Below are 22,792 nucleotides of genomic sequence, written 5' to 3'. Positions count from 1 at the left end.
TCCTCATTAGCGGGTTGCGCCGGAAGCCGCCATCGGGGCGGTCCGAGTGGAGTTGGCGGGTTTGACAAAACTGACACCGGCACTTGCTAGTTGCTCACGGACCTTGTCGACGATGTATGCGCCGATCGGGATGGCGGAGGTCGCTGCAGGCGACGGGGCGTTGCAGACGCTGACGCTACGGGCAGTGTTGACGAACAGGAAATCGTCGATCAACTTGCCGTCAAGCGAGACCGCCTGTGCGCGCACACCGGCCGGGTAGGCGGTGAGGTCGCTCTTGTTGATGCTCGGGCAGTACTTCTGCACTTCCTTCAGGTAGCCGCCCTTGAACAGTGAGTTTTTCATCTCGATCAGACCGGGACGCAGGTTCTTCATCAGCACCTTCAGAATGCCCGGGGTGGTCAGGGTTTCGAACATGTCCGACAGCGAAAAGTCGGTCTTGCGATAGCCTTCGCGCTTCATCGCCAGCACTGCGTTGGGGCCGACAGTGACGGTGCCGTCGATCATGCGGGTCAGGTGCACGCCGAGAAATGGCATGGACGGATCCGGGATCGGATAGATCAGGTGGTTGACGATCTGATTATGCTGTTTGGGCAGCAGGTAATACTCGCCGCGGAACGGGCAGATGATGAAGTTGGGCTTGATCCCGAGCATGCGCACCACGCGGTCAGCCATCAGGCCCGAGCAGGTGATCAGGAAGCGCCCGTGGTGCTCCAGCGTGTCGGTGCGAACCACGACTTCATCGGGACGCTCGTCGATGGCGACGACTTCGCTGTTGTAGCGGATCTCACCACCGGCGGCTTCGAATTCTCGGCCCATGGCCGCGGTGACTTCGGCGTAGTTCACAATGCCGCTCGACGGCACAAAGATACCGCCCAGGCCGACGATGTTCGGCTCGCGCTCGCGCAGCTCGGCGGCCGACAGCCATCCACGCCTCAGCCCATTGGCTTCGGTACGGTCCCACAACGCGCTCATGCGCTGCATTTCCAGCTCATTGGTGGCCACCAGCAGCTTGCCGCACTCGTCGTAACGGATGCCGTGCTTGTCGCAGAAGGCCTTGGTGGCCTTGTTGCCCTCCAGGCAGAAGCGCGCCTTCAGGCTGCCCGGGGTGTAGTAGACGCCGGCATGGATTACGCCACTGTTGTGGCCGGTCTGGTGCTTGGCCGGGCCGGACTCTTTCTCCAGCAGGAGGATTTTTGCGTCCGGGTAAACCTGGGCCAGTTGCATGGCCGTGGACATACCCACAATGCCGCCACCGATGATGATGAAGTCGTACACAGCCATTAGCTTGCACCCACCTGTATTACGTTTTTGTTAGAAGCGCGATAAGGGCCACATGAGGTGGCCCTCGTCACTTCAGCGTTTGCCAAACCTTACTGGCCGCGCTGGTACATGGTTTTTTGGTAGCTGATGTAGCCGCGCTGACGCATCAGCTCACGACGCAGGCCCGGGTGGGCGGTGAAGCGGTCACGGCCGTGCAGCCAGAACATGTTGTTGACGAGCACGAAGCTTCCGACCGGCACCGGTACCGAAACCTTCTCCTGACTGCCTTCCAGGGATTCGCTCATGGCGGTCAGCCAAATGCCTTCCTCGAAGTCCTTGGGCTGCACGAACTGGTCGATGTAGCGCATTGTCGGGCGGCCTTCGGCGTCGTTGTCGAACACCGCATGGAACACGTCTTCACGCACGTTCTTGCTCGGTGGCGCGGTGAAGCGCATTTCACGGCGGGCCAGCGGATGCGTGTAGTAGTGGTTCAGGTCTCCCCAATCGTCCAGGTGCAGCAGCAGGGTGTTGCCACCCTCCATGTTCTGCTCGTCGATCTTCATCATCAGCACATAGTCAGTGCGCTCCTGAACAAATGTGCCGTCGTTGTGCAGTTCCATGACCCGGTGTGGCTGGCGCAGGTAGCTGTCGGAGTTGTCGGTGTTGACCACTGCAAAGCGCGCGTAGAACTGGCCGCTCATGGCATCGAAGTTGGAGCGACCGATCAAGTGCGCGACGGCCGAGGAAAACTTGACCATGTCATCGGCCTGGGACACTTCGTTCAACCCCTCCGGCGTGATCAGCATGCCGCCGGTGGCGCGGTCGAGAATGGTGTTGATCAACACCGGGCGCAGGGTGCCTTCGCACAGCTCGTCAAGTATCTGGCCAACCCGGAAGCGCAGGAACGATTTGTACTCCAGAGCCTGGACCGGCCATTGCGTCACCGCCTTTATGAACGCGTCGACGGTTTGCTTGGCAAATTTCAGCTCAAGCAGGCGCGGTGACTGGCTGGAAGGGGTGAGAGTGAAACCCTTGCACTCCGATGGCAGTGGCATCACAAGGTCCTGAATTTGCGTAAAGGCGTTCATGGCAGTTCCTGGGCAGAAGGTAGGGATTGGCCCCTCCAGCATTGATGCGGATCAGGCTCAGAGCAAAAATATCGCCATAAATTTAAAATGTCTACATTTTTATTTATAGTCGATAAAACACCGTTTCGTCTTATGTTTTTCGTATGACAGATGTTTAGGTATGATTGGACCTTGTCGTTTTCAGGAGCAGTACCTTTGGATAGCCTCACCCCCAAGCAGAACTCTGCATTCAGCGGGTATGAGCGACTCAAACAGGACATCATTCGCGGGGTCTTCAAGCCCGGAGAGAAGCTCCTCATGAGCGGGCTCAAGGAGCGTTATGACTTGGGGGTTGGCCCGCTGCGAGAGGCGCTTTCGCAATTGGTGGCCGAACATCTGGTGGTGGTGATCAGCCAGAAGGGCTACCGGGTCGCGCCCATGTCGTTGAAAGAAATGCAGGACATCTACGATGCCCGCGCCAACCTCGAGGCGATGATCGTAGGCTTGGCCATTGAGCGCGGTGACGACGCTTGGGAGGCGCAGATCCTTGCCCAGTCCCATACCCTCTCGAAAGTTATGGATGTCAAAACCCGAGAGCAGGTCTTGGATGTCTGGGACGAACGGCACAAGGCCTTCCACACGGCTATTGCCACCGGTTGTGGTTCAAAACACCTGTTACAGGCACGTGGCTATCTATTTGATCAGGCCGAACGCTACCGCCACCTTTGGCTGACCCAGACGGTTTTCTCCGAAGAAGCCCTGGCGTTGAAGCGCAAGGAACATGCTGCGCTGGTTGAAGCTATTCTGGCGCGCGATGCGCCACGGGCCAGCACCATGATGCGCACTCACCTGATGACGCCGGTACCGATCATCGCCGAGATTATGTTGGTGCAAGGAATGGGCAGTGCCGCGTGAGTTTGGGGTTGAACGGGGCGGCTAAAGCGAGCATATCCGCCCACTCTAGTGTCCTGAGCAGTTAATTCATTGATCTACCGGTAACGATATACTGTGCGTTTAAGTACATAAGGCGAAGCCGAGCGTTATTAACATTGAATTAATTGATTAACAGCTCAGCTCACTAACTAAGCTGTGCGCTTATAAGCATATTCGCGAATCTGTATCAGGCACTTGGCAAAAAACAATGGAGGCAGACACTCACAAAGAAGCCATAGAGTTCGCCCAGCTACAGATTGATTATCTCTATCACTGAGCCAGCAAATGTACTAGATTGAGACAGAAATCGGCGACTTTCACTTATGCTGAGGCAGGAGTAACCCTGCCCCAGCATAAACGACTATTTGATCACTACCGGATTGACCGGTGATCCGGCAGCGCGATGTACTTTTAGCGGGGCTGCCACATAAAGGAAAGTATACTGCCTGTCTTTAGCGCAACTTTCGGCTAGTTTTTCCAGGTCGCAGATCTCCGTAAAGGCGATACCAAGATTACGCATCAAAGCGCAGTGTAGTGGCAGAGCCACACCTGATACTGGATCTGTCGTGACCTCATTGGCGATGGTATCGGTGACAAGGTTTGGAATTTCCTTGTCATGGAACCATCGAACAAGCTCCTCCGAATATGTAAGGCCTGGCTCGCAGAATCCGTCGTAAAACGCCTCGCCCTGCTCATAGAAAGCTTGAAGGAAGTTAGTCCTGATAATCAGGATATCGTGGGGCTCGATCGTATGGCCCTGAGCCTCTGCGCACGCCATAAGATCCATGTGAGTGAATGTCTCACCTTTATCCAGCATACGCTTGCCACGATGCCGTGCCATATCCAGTAATACGCCGCGCCCGACCACTCCTCGCTCGCCGATAGGTGCGACACTGGCCTTGTCGAGGCCACCCACAGTTGTTCGCGCGTCGTAGCCGTTCCATATTTTCCCGCTGTACCAGAGGTGGCCAAGCGCATCATATTGCGTGGAGCCTTGCAGGAACGCGTCGATCTTGTCATCAGCGTAGTGCAACCCGCCGGGATAACATGGGCCATGATCATTGTCCCAGCTTGACTCATCGAGAACCATAGTACGTTCCGCCGGGGTACGGCCTGGCCAAACCGGATCGCCTGCGGGATCACCGATCATACGCTGTAAAGTAAATACGCTTCCCGTCTTAATATGCGCAACCCCGCGCATGACTTCTTGCGTGGTCAGGTAATTCAGAGAGCCAACTTCATCTTCCGCGCCCCACTTGCCCCAGTTAGAAGGAGCGTCCTTCAAAAAATCATCCATCTTAGGAACTGCAGCAGTCATGATGTTTTCCTTTTCAGTCACGGTGGTTATTGAAGCGCACGACTAATGCGCCTTGCGTCCTTACCGCTCAGGACATACAAAATATTGAAATGAAAGTGCTCGCTTAATGACAAACGAGCGGCGGCTACAAAAGTCTGTAGCCGCTGGCGTAGCGTGCGATCTGTTTAGCGGTATTAAAGTGCCGAGAAGGGGTAGTTGATAATCAGACGGTTCTCGTCGAACTCCAGGCTGCTGTAATCGCGACGCAGGGTGCTGTTGCGCCATTTCAGCGACAGGTTTTTCAGGCTGCCACTCTGGATCACATAGGCCAACTCACTCTCCCGGCCCCACTCCTTGCCGTCACTCACAGTCGCGGTGTGTACGTCTTCACCGCTGATGTAGCGGTTCATCAGGGTCAACCCGGGAATGCCCACACCAACGAAGTTGAAGTCGTGACGCAACTGCCAGGACCGCTCCTTGGCATTGTCATAACTGGAGTTGTAGCTGTCGTTGGCCAGGGTGCCGCCGCTGGTGCCATTGACCCGCATCCAGGCGTTGTCGCCGCTGATTTTCTGCAAGCCCAGGTAAAAGGTGCTGCTGCCATACTTGGCCGAGAACATGGCGGAGGCGGTTTTGTTGTCCAGCTCCCCTGCCCGCTCGCTGCCGCTCTCCTTGCCGATGAAGTAGCCAAGATTGGCGCCCAATACCCAGCTACCCACTGTTTGGCTGTGCACCAGGTTGATGAACTGCTGGTTGTAGATGTCCTTGAGCTCGGCATTCCACAGGCCAATCATGGTTTGCTTGCTGTTGAAGCTGTACTCGCCCCCGGCAAAGTTGAAGCGATCGGAGGTAACCCCGCCCCTCCCGGTCATCGACATATCGTCCATGCTCGCGTCGTTGCGTGGACTGTTGCCGCGGAACTGCCCACCGTACAGGGTCAAACCGTCGATATCCTGGGAAGTCACCTGGCCCCCGCGGAAGGTTTGCGGCAGGGCGCGGCCGTCATCGGAACGCAGGATCGGCAGTACCGGCATCCATTCGCCGACCTTCAGCTCAGTTTTTGCCAGCCGAGCCTTCAACGCCACGCCCAGTCGCCCGAAATCATCGGCTGGACGGCCATTGTCATGCACTGGCAGCAACTGGGTGTTGGCGGTACCGCGACCACCATCGAGTTTGAGCGCATACAGCCCCAGCACGTCCACACCAAAACCCACGGTGCCCTGGGTGAAGCCGGACTTGGCGTCGAGGATAAAACTCTGAGTCCACTCCTCGGCCTTGCTCTGCGGGTAAGCCGGGTTGGTAAAGTTGCGGTTGATGTAGAAGTTGCGCGAGGTAAGGTTCGCCTTGGCGTTTTCGAGAAAGCCCTCGGCAACGGCCGGAAAGGCAGACGCGGCCAGCGCCAGCCCTAAGACATAGGTACCGACGACAGGTGCCAACATGCGGCTGTTTTTATTGCAGCAGTTCATTATTTTTATACTCATTGTTAAAAAAGCACACAAAACCCTCCCCTCCGCGTTGGCAGACGAGGTGAATAAAGGGAGGGACAAATGGATACACACTGTCGAATCAGAGCGCGTATCCCTTCGGCGCACCGCACGCTAATGGGCGATGCGCGTCAGTCGGTTAGAAGATGCTGCGGTAGAGGGCTTCTACGTCCTGCTCGGTCATGTCCCTGGGATTGCTGTCGATCAGGCGACGCAGGTTCACCACCACCGAGTTGGCCATTTCGGTGAGGGCGGGTTCGTCCACTCCCAGTTTCGACAGCCGGGTTTCCAGGCCACTGTCGGCCACCAGCACTTCAATTGCCTGAACAAAGGCTTCGGCGGCCTCGGCTTCGTGCTCGAAATGGCGGCCCGGCAACAGGTACGTCGCGAGCTCCGCATATTGGCTTTGCGCCGCGCTTAGGTTGAAACGCAGTACCGGCGCCATCACCAGGGCATTGGCGTGGCCGTGGGGAATGTGAAAGCGTGCCCCTAGCGGATAGGCCAACCCATGAATCGCCGCCACCGAGGCGTTGACGAAGGCCATGCCCGCCATCAGCGAGCCTTGCAGCATCGCCGTACGCGCCACCACGTCCTGACCGTTGGCCAATACTTTGCGCAGGTTGGCGCTCAGCAATCCCAAGGCGGTGGTGGCCAAGCCATCGGCAATCGGGTTCTTGCGTGTGCGACTGGTGTAGGCCTCGACTGCATGCACCATGGCATCCAAACCGGTGGCGGCGGTGACCCTGGCCGGCAGTCCGAGTGTCAGTTGCGGGTCGAGCACCGCCACGTCCGGCATCAGTTGCGACGAATACACCGCTTGCTTGCGCTGTTGCTCGTCAGTGATGACGGAGACCCAAGTCACTTCAGAGCCGGTGCCTGCCGTGGTCGGCACCAACACCAGCGGCACCCGCTGCCCCAGGGCTTTGTCGGTTCCATACAACTCCTCCAAAGGCTGTTCGCTGTTGATCAGCAACGCCACCAGTTTGGCGGCGTCCAAGGAACTGCCGCCGCCGAGGCCCAGCACGCCATCGGCCTTGAATTGTCGGGCCTGCTCGGCGGCCTCTTTGACCACGGCGGACGAAGGGTCGGGAACCACTTGGTCGAACACTGTGACTGCGCAGCCAGCCACCTCAAGCGAGGCCTGGGCCTTAACTGCAAAACCCAGGCTGACAATGCCAGGATCGCACACCAGCATCACCCGTTGCGCACCGAGATCCTTGAACACCTTACCCACGCTGTGCAACGCGCCCGCTTCGCAGACTATGCGCGGCACGCTTCTGAATTCATAATTCATCGGTCAGTCCTTTTTGTTTACAGCACCGAGGCATAGATGGCGCGGGCATCTTGGCGTGTTACCGGGCGCGGATTATTGATAAGCAGGCGCTCGACCTTCATCGCGTCATCGGTCAGGCGATCCAGGTCGTCGGCAGTCACGCCCACATCCCGTAGCCGCTGGGCAAACGGCATGCGTCCCACCAACCGGGTCATGAACTCAACAAAGGCATCGCAGGCCAACGCCTCGCTGGCAAAGCGCTGCCCTGGCAGCACTGCCGCCGCCAGTTGCGCATACAGCGCCTCGGCTGCCGGACGATTGAAGTTCAGCACCGGCACTAGCACCAAGGCGTTGCTCAAGCCGTGGGGCACATGGAAGTGGCCGCCCAATGGGTACGCCAGGGCATGCACCGCCGCCACCGGCGAGTTGGCAAAGGCCATGCCCGCTAGCATCGAGCCGAGAAGCATGTCGGAGCGAGCCGGTAAATCCCCAGGCGTCGCCAGGACCCGATCCAGATTACCCGCCAGCAGGCGCAACGCCTGCATTGCCAGGCCATCGGACAGCACATTCTTCTTGTGCACGCTGGTGTAAGCCTCGATGGCATGGACCATGGCATCGATACCGGTCATGGCACTGACAGCTGCAGGCAGGCCGACGGTCAGTCGGGCGTCCAGCAGCGCGATATCCGGATACAGCAATGGGCTGACAACGCCCTTTTTCTCATGGCTGGGAGTGGTGACAATTGCTACCGCCGTCACTTCCGAGCCCGTCCCTGCCGTGGTCGGCACCTGGATCAATGGCAAACGCGGGCCTTGGGCCAGGTTGATACCGTAGATCGACTCCAGCGCCTGCTCGCGACCACAGAGCAAGGCTACCAACTTCGCGGTGTCCAGGGAGCTGCCACCGCCCAGGCCGATCACTGCTTGGGCACGGCAGTTACGGGCGGCATCCACCGCGTGCTGTACCGATTCCGACGGTGGATCGGCCTGAACATCGCTGTACAGTGTCGCTTCGACCCCGGCTTCGTGCAGGGCTCGCAAGGGTGCATCGAGCAAACCGGCGCGCAACAACCCCGGATCGCTGACCAGCAATACCCGCTCGGCCTTTAGCTCGCGGCATAAGCTGCCCAGGCGCAACGCGCCATCGATCTCACAGATCACACGTGGCGTGGTTTCAAAGTTAAATGTCGACATACATCTGCCCTACCCTGCTGTCACGCTGCCGCGCTCGATGCGAAACAACGCATCGACCAGGTCGGCAGAATGTGTGTCATCGGATTCAGAGATCAACACGCACAGGCCTTCCTGGCCCAGCTTGGCAATCACCTCGCTTAAACGCCGGGACAGGACCGGCGCTACGCCCTCGAAAGGTTCGTCCAGAATCAACAGTTGATTGCCCGGCATCAGTGCCCGGGCCATGGCCACCAGCTTCTGCTGACCACCGGACAACTGCATCGCCTTGCGGTCACGGAACTGGGCGATCTCTGGAATCAGGCTATAGACCCAGTCCAAACGCTGTTTGCTGTCGGCCAGTTTGTTGGCCCACACTGGCAGCATGATGTTCTCTTCCACGGTCAGGGACGGAATCAGGCGTCTGTCTTCGGGCAAGTAGCTGATACCCGCTGCTGCGCGAGTAAAAGCCGGCTGCGCGCGCAGGTCCTGTCCGCCAAAAAACATCTCGCCGCGGTCCGTGGGCAACAAACCCATGATGGCGCGAATCAAGGTGGTCTTACCGGCACCGTTGTGGCCGATCAGACCGACCATTTGCCCGGGGGCGATGGACAGCGAGACGTCATTGAGGATCGGTATACCTTCAATCGATACATTGAGATTGCGAATTTCCAGGCTCATTTCACGGCACTCCTTTGCGCCTTGTCGTGGGCTTTGGCGCCGCCAGTGACGAACTCCTGCACCCGGGCATTGGCCAAGACGTCTTCCGGGGCGCCGTCGGCCAGGACTTCACCGCTGTAGAACGCGAGAATGCGCGACACATAGCGACGTACCACGTCCATGTCATGCTCGACGAACAGCACGGTTACTTGATGCTCGGCAACGACGCGCATCACGGTGTCCATCAGCGCGGTTTTCTCTTCGGCGCTAACGCCGCTGGTGGGTTCGTCGAGCAGCAACATCTGCGGATCACCAATCAACGCCATGGCAATATCGATGAGTTTGCGCACCCCCTGCGGTACCGCGGTGACCAGAGTGTCACGCCATTGCGGTATGCCGAACTCGACAAGAATGGCGTCGGCACGGGCAATCCGTGAGGCGCTGCGCATAGGCACAAGCAGCGCTGGAAACGGGCTTTCGGCCGCCGCCACCGCAATCAGCAGGTTGTCTAGCACGCTCAATTGCGGAAACAGTTGGGCGACCTGGAACGAGCGGGCCATGCCCGAGCGGGTAATCGCTCGAGGCGTGCGACCAATGATCGACTGGTTATTGAACAGGATCTCGCCCCGACTCGGCTTCAAGTAACCTGTGACCATATTGATAAAAGTGGTCTTGCCGGCACCATTGGAGCCGATCACACCGACCACTTCCCCTTTGTTGATCCGCACATTGACGTCCTTGGCTGCAGTGACGGCGCCGAACTCCTTGCACAGACCCTGGGTTTCGAGAATGCAGGTCATGCTTTAGCCCTCCTAGCGTTACCGGTAAACAGGCTCCACAAGCCCTTGGGTAGGAACACGATGATCGCCAGTAAGGTGAAGCCCAGAATCATCTGCCAGCTATGGGGCACCAGTTCGATGGCGTAAGTGCGCACCACGGCAAACACGATGGCGGCGATAAAGGGTGCCGCCACGTGGGCGGTGCCGCCGAGTAAGGCGATGAACACGAACTCACCGGAGGTGATCCAGTAGGCCATTTCCGGATCGATATGCCCGGCGGACAAGGCCATGAAACCACCGCCCAATGCCGAAACGGCTGCGGCGGCTACGTAGTTCATGTACAGCACCCAGCGTGGGGACTGCCCGAGGTATTCGACACGCACTTCGTTTTCACGAATTGCTTCACACATCATCCCGGCATTGCTGCGGCTATAGCGATGCAGCAACACAGCCAGCACCGTCGAACTGGCAACAATGATCATGAACAAAACCAGCGGTCCTTGCCCTGCGGCTGGCGACCAGCCAAACAGGGTCCAGGCCTTGACGTTGAAGCCGTCAGTACTGCCCAGGGCCGAGCTTTTCACCAGCACGCCATAGAGGATCATCGAGAACGCCAACGACAGCATGGCGAAGAAAATCTCCCGATAGCGGGTCATCAGCAGGCCTAGAATCATCGCCAATAAAACCGCGACGCCAACGCCGATCACTAGCAACACGACTAGGTCGGTGATATTTAGGAAATGCCCACTCATGCCCACGGCATAGCCGCCAACGCAGAAGAACAAGCCCTGGCCAAAGGTCACCAGACCGGCGCGCATCTGCATCACCACGCCTTGCACTACCATGGCCTTGGCCAACGCCATGGTCAGCAAAAACACCAGCCATTGCGGAGCAATCCAGCCACCGGCGGCCAGCAGCGCTGCAACCGCCAGCAGAATCAGTTCTGTTTTATCCATGCGCATCAGATTTTCCTCGCTAACACGCGGCCGAACAGGCCTTGCGGACGTACCGCCAGAACCAGCGCCATGACGCCGTAAATCACAAAGAGTTCGAATTCCGGCGCATAGTGCACCGCCGCCGCACGGCTCAGCCCTACTAGCAAGGCGCCTACCGCTGCTCCTTCGATACTGCCCATGCCACCAATCACCACCACGGCGAAGGCCAGGACGATAATTTCCACGCCGATACCCGGCGCTACGGAAATAGCCGGAGCGGTCAAGGCACCGGCCAAGGTGCCGAGCATGGTGCCCAACACAAAGACCAGGGTGAACATGCGCTTGACGTTGACGCCCATGGCCATAGCCACTTCACGGTCGTGGATCACAGCCCGCAGGACCTTGCCCTGGTTGGTGCGTTCCAGCCACAGGTACAAGCCGAGTCCAAGCACCAGCGAAACGCCTACCAGCATCAGGTCGTAATTGGAAACCTTCAGCCCGGCCAAGGCGCTACGGCCCATTTCGGCATAGGGTTGATAGGCGAAATAGGGGTTCACGCCCCAGATCATTTTCATGGTGTCTTCCAACACCAGCAGCAGCGCGTAGGTGATGATCACCATCAGCACTTCGTCTCGGCCGTACATAAACTTGAGCAGCCCGCGCTCGATAATCAGGCCAACGATCAGCCCAGCAACCAGGGCACAGCCAAGCATCAGTAGGTAACCGGCCCAGACCGGGCCAATACCGTTATTGAAATACCAGCCCACCAGCGAAGCTGCGGTGTAGGCGCCAATGGCATAAAAACTGCCATGGGCCATGTTCAGGATCCGCATGACCCCGTAGATCACCGTCAACCCTGCCGCGACCAAAAACAGCCACGAGGCATAGATGGTGCCGTCAATCAGCACCGCGAAAAGACTCATCATAGAGGTCCTACCTTGGCATAAAGGTGGCGACGCCGAACGGGCCGCCACTTCGGAACAATCAAGCGAGATTGATCAGTTGCACTGGGCACCGGGGAAGCCAGCCTTGATCCATTCCAGGGCGGGAGTGCCGTCTGGTGGAGTCACGCATTCGCCGGAGAAGGCGATGACGTTTTGCACGCTGCCTGTCTTGCTCGCCTTGTCGAATTGGTACTCGCCATAGGAAATGCCCTGCATCGCCTGATGCCCCCCGGCGCGAGCCATTTGCACCGTGCCGGACACCGACTCAAAGGTCGCGCCCTTGAACGCCTTGGCGATCTCCTGCGGCGCGGGGATCTTGCCCTGTTCAACCTTGGCGCTTTCCGCTGCGTGCTTGAGGCCGAGAATGGCTTGGGCCATTTTGCTCGCCGGGTAAGTTGGCGCGGAGTTGTACGCGGTTTGGTACTTGTCCTTGAACCAGCGATTGAGTTCGTTATCTGGCGCGAACGCACCAAACGGGCCACGGCCACCTATGACCATGCCGTTGGGAGCCTGGTCCTTGTAGCGGTCCAGGGCGGACTCGCCGCAGGTCAGGACCGCGGTGGCGTCTTCCAACAATCCACGGGCATTGGCTTGCAACACAAGCGCTTCCATGTCGCCGCCCCAGAAGCTGGAGTGGATGATGTCTGGGCGCTTGACCGACAGAGCGGAAATCTCGGCGCCGTATTGACCCTGGAAGACCTTGGGCATCTGCGACTCGACCACCTTGGCCTTGGGCATCAACTGCTCCATGGAGTGGGTGAAGTCTTTCCAGCTGTCTTGTCCAAAGGCGTAGTTCTGCTGGATGCCGGCAACTTTCTGCGCGTCGGGGCGGGTCTTGGTCAGGTAACGGGCGGCACCGATATTGTCCACGACCGCATCAAGGCCGGTGCGGAACACAAACTGCGGTGTCTTGTCTTCATTGAACAGCTGAGAAGTGCCGCAATCGTAAAACACGGTCATGGCCCCCAGCTCTTCGGCCACAGGCGCAATGGCCAGGCAGTCACCGGAAGAAATGTAGCCCACCACTGCATCGACCTTCTGGCGCTGCACCAGGTTACGGAACTCTTCGACCTGTTTAGCCGCGCCTCCCGCTTCGTCGATGATCACCACCTCGATTTCGGCACCGTTGATACCAATGGTGTTGTAAGGCGCCGGGAGCTTGCCTTGGTTTAGCCCTTCCACCAGCAATTTGGCGGCGTTCGCGGACGGCTCACCGAACGGCCCGGCTGCTGGGCCCGATAGGAAAGTCACCACGCCGATACGAAACTTACCGTTCTCGGCAGCCATGGCCGAGGAGCCCATGGACAGGGCCACGCCAGCGGTAATAGCGAGGGTCAAACGGTGCTTCAGTATGTTTTTCTTATAATTGTTCATCTGTGCTTCCACTTTCGATTGATGAATTGACTAGGGACTCTCGGGACGACTCTTTTTCGAGTTAGGGCTTTCAGCGTTCATTCGACGCTTGATGGTTGCGCTGTTCTGCTGCAGTTCCTGGGCGGAATACACCACCCAATTACCCAGCATCACCTTGGCGGGCGGGTAATCGTTGTTGAGCACCGGAGTGCCAATTGCCTGGGTCTGCTGGATTTGGTGGGTTAGCGGATCGATCCTTGAGACGAACCCGGGCGGATCTTCTGGCAAGGCAATTTCCAAGCCTTCCAAGGCATGTATCAACTCCTGGGAGTCGACACTGCCCAGCGCTTTTTCATAGGCTTTGGCTAACACCATGACACCGGTGTAGGCACCTTCGGCAGCGTAGGTCGGGTAGCGACCGTTGATGGCCTGGAAGCGCTCGACAAAGGAACGATTGCGCGGCGTATCCGGCCAGTTGTTATGGTGCCGTGCCGAGAGGATCAGCCCCGGAAGCGCCTGGTCGCCCAGGGACACCAGGAAATCGTAGTTACCACCGGTGTCGAAATTGGCGAGGCGCGAGGTGGCGAACAACCGGGTGCTTGCTGCCTGCTTGACGAAGGCCTGGAAGTCACCGCCCCACAGGGCCGAGACAATGATGTCGGGTTTAGCTTGTTCCAGAGCAGCGATATAGGCGGAGTAGTCAGGCTCATACAGGCGTGGCCAGAGTTCGGTGACGTCCTCGAACTTGACACCCAGTTGGGCAAAGGCCTCGTGCAAGTCATCGCGGGACACGTGGCCGTATTCGTAATCCGGGCCTATGAACGCCAGGCGTTTCCATCCGGTTTGTTGTTGCAGGGCTTGCAGGTAGCGGGCACCGGCGGCCATCGAGGTCCAAGTGTCATTGGTGACTCGGAAATAGTACGGGTGGCCGTTTTCCAGGGTCATGCGCGAGGACGCATGGTCGGTGCCGATCATCAGTACTTTCTCGCGCTTGGCCAACTGACTGACCGCCAGCCCCACGCCGGACGAGACCATACCGCACAGCACTTGCACACCGTCCTGATGAATGAAGTTTTTCGCCAGGCCTACGCCATAGGAAGCCTTGGACTGATCGTCATCGATGATCACGCGCAGACGTGGCACTTGCTGGCCAGCCTCGCGCTGCGCCTGCAACTCACCTAGGGCAATCTGGATCCCGGCGATGCTGTCCTGGCCGTAGATCGCTGCGCGCTCGGTCATCGGGTAAAGGCAGCCCATCGTCAGGTCCGCCTGAGAGGCGGCAGCGCCCAACTCCACGCGGCCGACCTGAGCTGAAGCAACAACGCTCAGCAAAAGACTGCACACTGTGAACGAGCAATAAAACCATGGACGTGGCAGTGACATAAGTATCCTTTAGGGCGTTGGCAACGCCTCTTGTTAGTTCGCCAGAGGGATAGAGCAAAGGGTGTGCCAGAAAGGCTGAAAAGCTTGTAGGAGTTGCCTAGGCAAGTGGCTGCGATCGGACGCATAGCGGCCGCCAGCTTGGAAATGCAGTCTGCCAGGCATACCTGGGCGCCCGGGGTGAGCGCACTTGAAATTGATCGCAGCCACGTGCCTCGGCAGCGGCTACTGAGATTTGCGACGATTGCATTGAGCGCTTAGCGCTCAACCTGCGCGCATTGTTGAGCGGTTACCGCTCGGTCGAGCGATCCAGTCCCAGGCGATGCAGACGGCGCTTGAGCGCGTGCCGGGAAATCCCCAACAGGCTTGCTGCCAGGCCCTTATGGCCCGATGCGCGGCTCAGAGCATCGGTGACCAGATCACGCTCGGCGAGTTCGAGCTGCTCGCCCAGTACCAGTGGCTCGATCTGCAGGCCTTGCAACGCTGAAGGCAACATCGCCACGCTAATCGCCTGCCCTGGTGACAGTATGGTCAAGCGCTCTACCAGGTTTTTAAGCTCGCGTACATTCCCCGGCCAGCGGTGACGGGCCAATGCCTGGGCACTGTCCGGCGGGAAGCGGATCGGTTCGACCCCTTCCTCCACAGCCTGGCGCCGGGCGAAATGCTCGGCCAGCAACAGCACGTCTTCACCGCGCTCGCGCAGTGAAGGAATATCCAGTGTGATCACGTTCAGGCGATAGAACAGGTCCTCACGAAACCGTCCCGATTGCACGTCATCGGCCAGATCCCGATTGGTCGCCGCCACCACCCGCACATCCGCGCTACTCGCGGCATTGGCGCCCACGGCTCGGTAGCTGCCGTTCTCAAGAAAATGCAAGAGCTTGGCTTGAAGTGCCAGCGGCAATTCGCCGATCTCATCGAGAAACAGCGTGCCGCCATTTGCCTGACTGACCAGCCCGGCACGCTTTTGGTGAGCGCCGGTATACGCGCCTTTTTCCGAACCAAACAACTCTGCCTCGATCAACTGCTCCGGCAATGCCGCACAGTTGACCTCGATAAACGGTTGCCCGCCCCGCCCGCTATGGTTGTGCAGGGCTTGGGCGACCAAAGTCTTCCCTGTGCCGGATTCTCCAAGCAACAAAATCCGCGTTGCGGAACTACGGGCAATGCGCCCCACCGCTGCGTGCAAGGTGCTCATCGCCGGGCTATGGCCAAGCAGGCCAGCGGCCAGTTCATCACTCACCGCCACTGCGGGTTCTTCGCATCTGGCCAATGGCAAGGTGCTGGTGATGGTCGCCAGCAGGTCGTCGAGTTCAAAAGGTTTTGTAAGGTAGTCAGTGGCGCCGCTTTTCACTGCCTGTACGGCGGCGCGGGTATCACCGTGAGCGGAAATCATGATCACCGGCAGTCGTGCGTGAAGCTGGCGTATACCGTCCAACGTGGCTAGGCCATCGATGCCCGGTAAACCGAGGTCGAGCAGCACGATATCGATGCCGGTGGTCTCCTCCGCCAACAGCTCCAGTGCTGCCTCACCACTGCCGGCCGTGCTGATGCGCATTCCTTCACCGCGCAGGGCATAGCTGAGGGAGCGCACCAGCGCCTCTTCGTCATCTACTATCAAAACGTGAATGTCAGACATCGGTGGTTTACTTCGCCTCGTTCCCTGGGGGCGCGGGAAAGTCCAGGATCACCTGAGTCCCTACGCCAAGCGTACTGATAATGTCCATGCGCGCACCGTTGGCATCCAGCAGTTGCTGACTGATGCTCAGCCCCAGCCCGGTACCCCGCGCCTTGGAGGTAAAAAACGGTTGGCGGATGCGCTGCAAGTCCGCCTCGGAGATACCGCATCCCTGGTCAATGACCATGACTCGCACCTGCCCGCCCCATACTTGGGCGCACAGGCGCACAGGGTTCTGGTTGTCGCAGGCCTGGAAGGCATTCAAACAAAGGTTGACCAGGATCTGCCGGATCTGGTCCGGGTCGACGTAAAGCTGCAAGCCTGGTTCTGTTTCGCACAGCAATTGCGGGTCGTCCGGCCCTGCCAGCCGGACGATCTGCTCGAACAACGACGCGACGGCAACCACCTCGGGTTGAGCCGGGTGAGGCCTCCCATATTCCAACAGATCGCTGGTGACATGGGATAAGCGGTCGATTTCCTTGCCCAGGTCGGTCAGCAAGTGGCGTCGCTCGGGTTCTTCTTCTCGGCGCAGCAAGGCTTGCACTGTAGTTTTCATGGTTGTTAGGGGATTGCGCACCTCATGGGCCACGCCCGTGGCAAAGGCCCCCAGTACCGCGAGATTTTCTGTCCGCACAGTGTTTTCCAACATGTCCGCCAAGCGCGCGGCCATTACATTGAACGCCCGCGCTACATGGTTGATTTCGTCGTCACGGGGCTGTTCAGCCAGGCGATAACTGAGGTCGCCCATGGACAACTGATGAGCGCCCTGTAACAAGGTGCTGACCCGCGAGCGCAACTGTCGCGACAGAGTAAAAAAAACTATGAGGATAAACACGATAAAACCAGCAGCTATCCAGTACAACCACCAGCGTGCATCGTTCAACGGCTTAAGGATGGCCCCAGGCTGCACTCTGAACACCAGTTGCCAACCGGGAATTATCTGGGGGCCGTCACGCCACTGATTCGGCGCCTCGACCGCGCGCCCGGTGGGGTCGATAAAGGCACCGCCTGGCACCCGCAGCAACGGCGCAACCACCCCGCTCATCCCGGCACTGACGAGCAACTCGGTGAGTGATGCAAGGCGCAGGTGCAAGGCGATGCGCACACGGTGATCGGTGCGACCATTGCGGATGGTCTTGCGGATCAAGAAGCCACCCGAGCGCCCGGGTTCAGCCAGCAATGGCCCGATCACTTCGATATCACCTACCCACTGGATCGGCAGTCCGGCGATAGACCAATGAGTGTTGGTCCAATAGGGCTCACCAGAGGCGGCTTGCCCCGGCAGCACGTTGACCAAATGATCCTGTTCATCGAAAAACAGCACGCCATACAGGAACGGAAAATCCGCTTCGATCTTGAGCAAAGACTCCACGTCACTGCCGGGCGCGGACTGATCGGCAATAAACCCCGGCATGTTCGGGTGATTGGACAATGCCGAGACCTGGTAAAAGCGATCATCGAGAAATGAAGACAAGCGGTTCGCCGTGGACAAGGCCTGGGCGTCCAGACGTTCACCAGTCAAGCGATTGAGCAAATCTTTGGCCAATTGCTCATAGAGCACTGCCAGCATAATGAGGGCGATGCTCATCACAAAGACGGACAGCAAGGTATAGCGTGCCACCAGGCTGCCGTGCGGCCGGGCGAGCCACTTGCGCAGCAAGCAGAAGTAAGCAGTACGGTTCATGGCTTTTTTTGATTGTTTTTATAAAGTCGCTGCCAGCATAGAGACGACAGCTTGTATCTGTCTATTCGTCTCGGTGGAAGTACGACTGCGAATTGTCGGAGATACCCTCCTCCCCGCATATTCTGCGACACACTTGACGCTAACAGCTTCACGATCGCAGAAACCCGACCACCATCGCTAACCTGGAAGGTATCGCTCGCATGGCGAAGGCAAGGCGAACTTTCTTTCGTGGGGCATGGCTGGAGTTAGCCCGTGGCTCCTCCCACAAATGGATGAGTGTTGATCACAGATGACGTGATCAATACAAAACCTGTGGGAGGAAGCTCACCGCAATAGTGTCAGATTGAGCGACTCAGGCCTGTCAGTCAGCCATAGCCTCTTCTGCTACCTTCTTAGTAGTCTTGGGCGACTCAGCACCTTTGGCCGGCTTGGTATCCGCCGCCTTCAGATCCTTGGCAAATGTCCCATCCACCTCGCCTTTGAAGAAGTTTTTGCCGTAGATCAGCAAACACAACACAACGCCAATCCCGAATGCCCAGCTCGCACCCTTGATCGCCAGTACCGCGCCGATCACGCCCGCGATACCCAAGTCGCGCTGGCTACGAGCTTCAAGGATGCCCAGACGCACACTCACATAACCCTGGATCAGCAACGTCAGCGACAGGGCAACACCGAGAATAGGCTGTACCAGAGTCACTACCGGCAACAACAGCAGACCGGTGTTGGTCCCCCAACGGAACGACCCGACACCGCCGATGATCGATTTCATCGCCTTCGGCCCACCTTTAAAACGCTCGATCACCACCACCAGCATCGCCGCCCATTTTGGGCCGCACATGGCGACATCCGGGCCAAAGATACTCATGAACGCATTACGCGCGCCGAAGATCAGGTGAGAGCGATCGGCGTTGTAGTCGACGACTTCATCAGTGCGGACAGTTTCTGCCTCATCGAGGAGCGATTTCGCACTGAGCACATCGCCGAAGACAATGATGTACACCGCCAGCATGGTCGGCAGCGCGGAGATGAACATCGACAGTGGCGGCATGCCCAGACCGAACACAGTGTAGTTGCTCCACAGCCCGGCGAAATCCGGTTTGCTGATGCCCCACTGAATGGTTGGCCATGGCGCCTCACCGAACAGCGGCGCAATCACCACTGCCAACAGAATGATCGGCAAGATGCCGAGCTTGGCGAAGTTCCACCAGAAGCGGTTGCGCTGTTTCAGTTCGTTGAAGTGCTGGGAGAAGATCAGATAGAAGGCGATGCCGACCGCAATGGAAATGGTCCAGGGCAGCACATTGAATTTACCGCCAACCTGGAACACCGCGATCACCGCACTCAAGCCGGCACCGACGATAATCCCGGATTTGATCGCCGAGGGCACATATTCCACAACCTTCTTCGCCATCCCGGTCGCCCCTAGGGCAATTGAAAAAACCCCCAACATCAACTGGAAGGCAATCAAGGCGTGGACACGCTCCGGGCCCACTGGAAATTGAGCACAGTAAGCCATCAACAGGGGTACCGCCGGGGTGATCCAGCCAGGTACGGTCGGGTCACCGAGCAAATGGTGCACGAGGTAAAGCAAGCCGTTGAGCATCACGACGGCCAGTGCGACCTCAAATGGCATGCCGAGCAGTTCGGTCATCAGCGGAATGGCGGCCAGATCCACGGCACACATCAGCAAGCCTTGAAGGTAGTCCGGAAGCTCGATTTTGTAGTGAACAAACGGCAACCGAACCTTGAAAGGACCCAGCGGGATGTACGGGCTTTCGCTCCGTTGCGCAGTAGTGTTGGACATTGAGTGCACCTGTTTTATTGGTCTTGTAATGGCAGACGCCCGAACCGGCAGGCTGGGGCGTCGCGGCTTTTCGGGATCAGTAGGCTGCGCGGTAGATTTTCTCAATATCGGTGGCGGTCAACTTGCGCGGGTTGTTGCGCATCAAGCGGTCGATCTTACTGGCCTCTTCGGCCATCGCCGGGATGGCATCCTCAGGCACGTTGAAACTGCGCATACCGATTGGGATATCCACCGCGGCACATAGATCCGCCATGGCTTTGACAGCCTGATCCGCCGCATCCTTGTCGTTCAGGTCGGCGACACGCACGCCCATGGCTTCGGCAATGTCACGGAAGCGCTCGACGCAGGCCATCTTGTTCCACTCCATCACGTACGGCAGCAGCAGGGCATTGCTGACACCATGGGCGATGTTGAACCGGCCGCCCAACGGGTACGCCAGCGCATGCACTGCGCCTACCCCTGCGTTACCGAAGGCCATGCCGGCCATCAGGCTGGCGGTGGCCATGTCTTCCCGGGCTTGGAGGTTGGACGGATTGGCATAAGTCTTGGGCAGCGCCTTGGCGATCAGCTTGATCGCACCCAGCGCAATGGCATCAGTGATGGGCGAAGCATTCACCGAAAGATAGGACTCGACCGCATGCACCAGCGCGTCGACACCGCTGGCCGCCGTCACACTGCGTGGACAAGTCAGGGTCATGATCGGGCTGACCAACGCTACGTCAGGCAGCAGGTAGTCGCTGACAATGCCTTTCTTCAGCTTCGCTTGCTTATCAGAAAAGATGGCCACGTTGGTCACTTCCGAACCGGTGCCAGCGGTCGTCGGAATGGCAATCAGCACGGGGCCTTTGCGTTTCACCTGATCGACACCGAACAGTTCGGCCAGCGGGCCTTCATGTCCGGCAAACGCCGCGACGCCTTTGGCGATGTCGATTGCACTGCCGCCACCCACAGCAATCAACCCGTCGTGACTGCCCTCGCGATAGGTGCGGGTACAGTCCTCAACAATGGCAATTTCAGGTTCCGGTTTGACCTGATCGAAAATGCCGTAACAGCGCCCCCCCAACTGTGCCAGCGCCAAGTCCACAGTGCCGGACTGGACCAGAACGGCGTCTGTCACGATCAGCGGGTTTTTGACATTGAGGCGATTCAGTTCAGTGGCAAGCTGCTCGATAGCAGCCGGTCCAGTGATCAGTTTGTTGGCGATTTTGAAAGCAGAGATGTTCATAGTGCTCGTCCAGTGGATGTTGTTTTATTGGAAGACGTGCCATATGAGATAGCGAAAGACGTGCCAATACCCGCAAAGCCCTGTGGCGTGGGCCTTTGCGCGATTCACACGAAAAAAGAGGGTTTTTTACCGGTCAGTCCCGATTAGTTTTCTGATCGATTAATTCGGGGCTGATTAAAATCCTAATCAGAATGTTCCCAGCGTTTCATTTTCTGCACCACAGTCGCCTGACTCACGCCCAACGCCTTGGCCGCCAGGCGCGTGGTCTTGTGCACACGCAGCGCGGCACGAATCGCACTGCGCTCGGCGTTTTCCAACACCTTGCGCAGCGGTAAGCGGCTGTCATCGGTATTCAGCGGGTTGAGGTTGAGGATCTCCTCAGGCATGTCCAGCGCCTCAATAGTCCCGGTTTGATTGGTCACCACCAACCGTTCGACGATGTTGATCAACTCACGGATGTTGCCAGGCCAGGTGTAGTCGCACATCAGGTCGAGGGTTTCGAGACTCCATTGAACCTGGCGTTCATAACGGACATTGAATCTATCGAGGTAGTAGTTTAGAAGCGGCAGAATCTCCTCACGACGCTCGCGCAGTGCTGGAATGTTGATCGGCACCACGTTGAGCCGGTAATACAGATCAGCCCGAAAACGACCGTCTGCCACCAGACGCTTGAGGTCGTGGTGGGTGGCACTAATGATGCGCACATCGACCTCCTTCAACTCCAGGCCGCCGACAGGAATGAAGCGATTTTCTTCGATAACCTTGAGTAACTTGACCTGCACCGGCAGTGGCAAATCACCAATTTCGTCGAGAAACAATGTTCCGTGATGCGCCAATTCCAACAGGCCGCGCTTGCCTTTGGGGCCTGCGCCTGTGAACGCTCCAGGCGCATAACCAAACAGCTCGGCTTCAATCAGATTCTCGGGCAGTGCACCGCAGTTGAGCGCGAGAAATGGTTCACTGGCCCGTGGACTGGCGTTGTGGATGAATTGCGCTACAAGGGTCTTTCCGACGCCGGTTTCTCCCTGAAGCAGAACCTTCACCGAGCTACTGGCAACCTGCCGGGCCAGCGAGAAGACGCGGCCTGAAACCTCCTGATCGGCCATAAGCGGAGAACGCAAAAGATTGTCTCGTTGGCCAGCATGAAGTTTGGCGGTGCTGTTGCGCAGTTGTTTAAGCTGTTGCAACTCATCGCGCTCGTGTTTCATGCGCAGCAGTTCGGTCATGTCGCGTACGGTACTGACAACATATGAAATCCGGTTATCAGCGTCGAGAATCGGCGTGGCGCTGACTAGCAATTTCTTGCCCTGACTCAGGCTCTGCATCACCGACACCGGCCGACCTTCATGCAATACACGCAGTGTGGCCGATTGCGAGAGGACGCCCTCCTTCACCAGCTCCTGCATGGATCGGCCGATGAGATCAGCACCACTGAGCCCGGTCTGGCGCTCATAGGCTTGATTGACCTTCAGCGTCTTGCCGTCGCCATCAGTGATGTAGACGCCGTCATGCAAAGCGTTGAGCAGTTCTTCGAAACTGGCGTCGTTGACGTTCACCGGGGAGATTCCTTCGAGAGTACGGAGCCGTTAAGTGTAAACGTTGTGTTGAGGGATGGAGAGTGACGGGAAGACAAGAGAGCAATTGAAGCCTTGAAGTGGTCCCATGCAGCCAAGGGCATGGGGCCTAATCCAATAGAAGCGTGTGACGCCGGCGTTGACTCAAGGGCTGGCTGGAACAGGTCACCGTCCGACAAGTGAAAAGAGTCATCACTTACCTCCCCTCTCACGAACTGCTCCCACACCACCCGCCCACCTGGAAGAACAGCAAAGACACTAACTTCAGAACAACCCGCACGAGCAGTTAGCTT

General features: G+C 58.2%; 18 protein-coding genes. 1 reads left to right on the top strand and 17 read right to left on the bottom strand.

What is annotated here, in order from left to right:
• Positions 1-6: 6 nt before the first annotated feature.
• Positions 7-1,275: an L-2-hydroxyglutarate oxidase gene (gene lhgO / locus KW840_RS22280; protein WP_218497927.1), complete on the bottom strand. Its 1,269-nt coding sequence runs from the start codon at positions 1,273-1,275 to the stop codon at positions 7-9.
• A gap of 95 nt (positions 1,276-1,370) precedes the next feature.
• Positions 1,371-2,348, bottom strand: coding sequence for a glutarate dioxygenase GlaH (gene glaH / locus KW840_RS22275; protein WP_056723351.1), 978 nt, complete (start codon positions 2,346-2,348; stop codon positions 1,371-1,373).
• Between the two features lie 195 nt (positions 2,349-2,543).
• On the opposite strand from glaH, the gene csiR reads away from it, so the two are divergent.
• Positions 2,544-3,242 (top strand): DNA-binding transcriptional regulator CsiR, encoded by a 699-nt coding sequence (csiR, locus tag KW840_RS22270; protein WP_223531903.1) that lies wholly within the window; start codon positions 2,544-2,546, stop codon positions 3,240-3,242.
• Positions 3,243-3,621: 379 nt separating this feature from the next.
• Here csiR and KW840_RS22265 read toward each other — a convergent pair whose 3' ends face one another.
• From KW840_RS22265 to KW840_RS22195, 15 genes are all read right to left on the bottom strand, one after another.
• Positions 3,622-4,578: a cyclase family protein gene (locus KW840_RS22265; protein ID WP_218497862.1), complete on the bottom strand. Its 957-nt coding sequence runs from the start codon at positions 4,576-4,578 to the stop codon at positions 3,622-3,624.
• Between the two features lie 173 nt (positions 4,579-4,751).
• A complete protein-coding gene (locus KW840_RS22260; protein WP_218497861.1) occupies positions 4,752-5,996 on the bottom strand; it encodes an OprD family porin in 1,245 nt (414 codons plus the stop codon).
• Between the two features lie 184 nt (positions 5,997-6,180).
• Entirely contained in the window at positions 6,181-7,335 is a 1,155-nt protein-coding gene (locus tag KW840_RS22255; RefSeq protein ID WP_218497860.1) for an iron-containing alcohol dehydrogenase, read from the bottom strand.
• Positions 7,336-7,352: 17 nt separating this feature from the next.
• Positions 7,353-8,507: an iron-containing alcohol dehydrogenase gene (locus KW840_RS22250; RefSeq protein WP_218497859.1), complete on the bottom strand. Its 1,155-nt coding sequence runs from the start codon at positions 8,505-8,507 to the stop codon at positions 7,353-7,355.
• A 9-nt stretch (positions 8,508-8,516) separates the two neighbouring features.
• Positions 8,517-9,164, bottom strand: a complete 648-nt coding sequence (locus KW840_RS22245; protein WP_056723361.1) for an ATP-binding cassette domain-containing protein — start codon at positions 9,162-9,164, stop codon at positions 8,517-8,519.
• A complete protein-coding gene (locus KW840_RS22240) occupies positions 9,161-9,943 on the bottom strand; it encodes an ABC transporter ATP-binding protein (RefSeq protein WP_218497858.1) in 783 nt (260 codons plus the stop codon). The genes KW840_RS22245 and KW840_RS22240 overlap by 4 nt, the downstream gene beginning before the upstream one ends.
• Positions 9,940-10,884, bottom strand: a complete 945-nt coding sequence (locus KW840_RS22235) for a branched-chain amino acid ABC transporter permease (protein ID WP_056723368.1) — start codon at positions 10,882-10,884, stop codon at positions 9,940-9,942. The genes KW840_RS22240 and KW840_RS22235 overlap by 4 nt, the downstream gene beginning before the upstream one ends.
• Positions 10,884-11,783, bottom strand: a complete 900-nt coding sequence (locus KW840_RS22230) for a branched-chain amino acid ABC transporter permease (protein WP_123722561.1) — start codon at positions 11,781-11,783, stop codon at positions 10,884-10,886. The genes KW840_RS22235 and KW840_RS22230 overlap by 1 nt, the downstream gene beginning before the upstream one ends.
• 72 nt (positions 11,784-11,855) lie before the next feature.
• On the bottom strand, positions 11,856-13,175 hold the full coding sequence (locus tag KW840_RS22225; RefSeq protein WP_218497857.1) for an ABC transporter substrate-binding protein: 1,320 nt from the start codon (positions 13,173-13,175) through the stop codon (positions 11,856-11,858).
• Positions 13,176-13,205: 30 nt separating this feature from the next.
• Positions 13,206-14,537 carry an ABC transporter substrate-binding protein gene (locus KW840_RS22220; RefSeq protein WP_218497856.1) on the bottom strand — a complete coding sequence of 444 codons (1,332 nt, stop codon included), beginning with the start codon at positions 14,535-14,537 and terminating at the stop codon, positions 13,206-13,208.
• A 286-nt stretch (positions 14,538-14,823) separates the two neighbouring features.
• Positions 14,824-16,173, bottom strand: a complete 1,350-nt coding sequence (locus KW840_RS22215; protein ID WP_218497855.1) for a sigma-54 dependent transcriptional regulator — start codon at positions 16,171-16,173, stop codon at positions 14,824-14,826.
• A 7-nt stretch (positions 16,174-16,180) separates the two neighbouring features.
• A complete protein-coding gene (locus tag KW840_RS22210; protein ID WP_218497854.1) occupies positions 16,181-17,896 on the bottom strand; it encodes a PAS domain-containing sensor histidine kinase in 1,716 nt (571 codons plus the stop codon).
• 361 nt (positions 17,897-18,257) lie between these two features.
• Positions 18,258-19,700 (bottom strand): hypothetical protein, encoded by a 1,443-nt coding sequence (locus KW840_RS22205; protein ID WP_218497853.1) that lies wholly within the window; start codon positions 19,698-19,700, stop codon positions 18,258-18,260.
• Positions 19,701-19,776: 76 nt separating this feature from the next.
• Complete coding sequence (locus KW840_RS22200) at positions 19,777-20,925, bottom strand: iron-containing alcohol dehydrogenase (protein WP_218497852.1); 1,149 nt, start codon at positions 20,923-20,925, stop codon at positions 19,777-19,779.
• Between the two features lie 182 nt (positions 20,926-21,107).
• Positions 21,108-22,481: a sigma-54-dependent Fis family transcriptional regulator gene (locus KW840_RS22195; RefSeq protein WP_218497851.1), complete on the bottom strand. Its 1,374-nt coding sequence runs from the start codon at positions 22,479-22,481 to the stop codon at positions 21,108-21,110.
• Positions 22,482-22,792: the final 311 nt, after the last annotated feature.

Source organism: Pseudomonas sp. PDM30 (assembly GCF_019218985.1).
Classification (GTDB): Bacteria; Pseudomonadota; Gammaproteobacteria; order Pseudomonadales; family Pseudomonadaceae; genus Aquipseudomonas; species Aquipseudomonas jessenii.
Note: the sequence above shows the minus strand (reverse complement) of the source record. Positions and strands in the feature narration are given on the sequence as shown.

What these genes read in the sequence shown, in the direction of transcription:
- glaH (WP_056723351.1), bottom strand. Translation starts at nt 2,348, where the DNA reads ATGAACGCCTTTACGCAAATTCAGGACCTTGTGATGCCACTGCCATCG.
- KW840_RS22265 (WP_218497862.1), bottom strand. Translation starts at nt 4,578, where the DNA reads ATGACTGCTGCAGTTCCTAAGATGGATGATTTTTTGAAGGACGCTCCT.
- KW840_RS22260 (WP_218497861.1), bottom strand. Translation starts at nt 5,996, where the DNA reads ATGTTGGCACCTGTCGTCGGTACCTATGTCTTAGGGCTGGCGCTGGCC.
- KW840_RS22255 (WP_218497860.1), bottom strand. Translation starts at nt 7,335, where the DNA reads ATGAATTATGAATTCAGAAGCGTGCCGCGCATAGTCTGCGAAGCGGGC.
- KW840_RS22250 (WP_218497859.1), bottom strand. Translation starts at nt 8,507, where the DNA reads ATGTCGACATTTAACTTTGAAACCACGCCACGTGTGATCTGTGAGATC.
- KW840_RS22245 (WP_056723361.1), bottom strand. Translation starts at nt 9,164, where the DNA reads ATGAGCCTGGAAATTCGCAATCTCAATGTATCGATTGAAGGTATACCG.
- KW840_RS22240 (WP_218497858.1), bottom strand. Translation starts at nt 9,943, where the DNA reads ATGACCTGCATTCTCGAAACCCAGGGTCTGTGCAAGGAGTTCGGCGCC.
- KW840_RS22235 (WP_056723368.1), bottom strand. Translation starts at nt 10,884, where the DNA reads ATGCGCATGGATAAAACAGAACTGATTCTGCTGGCGGTTGCAGCGCTG.
- KW840_RS22230 (WP_123722561.1), bottom strand. Translation starts at nt 11,783, where the DNA reads ATGATGAGTCTTTTCGCGGTGCTGATTGACGGCACCATCTATGCCTCG.
- KW840_RS22225 (WP_218497857.1), bottom strand. Translation starts at nt 13,175, where the DNA reads ATGAACAATTATAAGAAAAACATACTGAAGCACCGTTTGACCCTCGCT.
- KW840_RS22220 (WP_218497856.1), bottom strand. Translation starts at nt 14,537, where the DNA reads ATGTCACTGCCACGTCCATGGTTTTATTGCTCGTTCACAGTGTGCAGT.
- KW840_RS22215 (WP_218497855.1), bottom strand. Translation starts at nt 16,173, where the DNA reads ATGTCTGACATTCACGTTTTGATAGTAGATGACGAAGAGGCGCTGGTG.
- KW840_RS22210 (WP_218497854.1), bottom strand. Translation starts at nt 17,896, where the DNA reads ATGAACCGTACTGCTTACTTCTGCTTGCTGCGCAAGTGGCTCGCCCGG.
- KW840_RS22205 (WP_218497853.1), bottom strand. Translation starts at nt 19,700, where the DNA reads ATGTCCAACACTACTGCGCAACGGAGCGAAAGCCCGTACATCCCGCTG.
- KW840_RS22200 (WP_218497852.1), bottom strand. Translation starts at nt 20,925, where the DNA reads ATGAACATCTCTGCTTTCAAAATCGCCAACAAACTGATCACTGGACCG.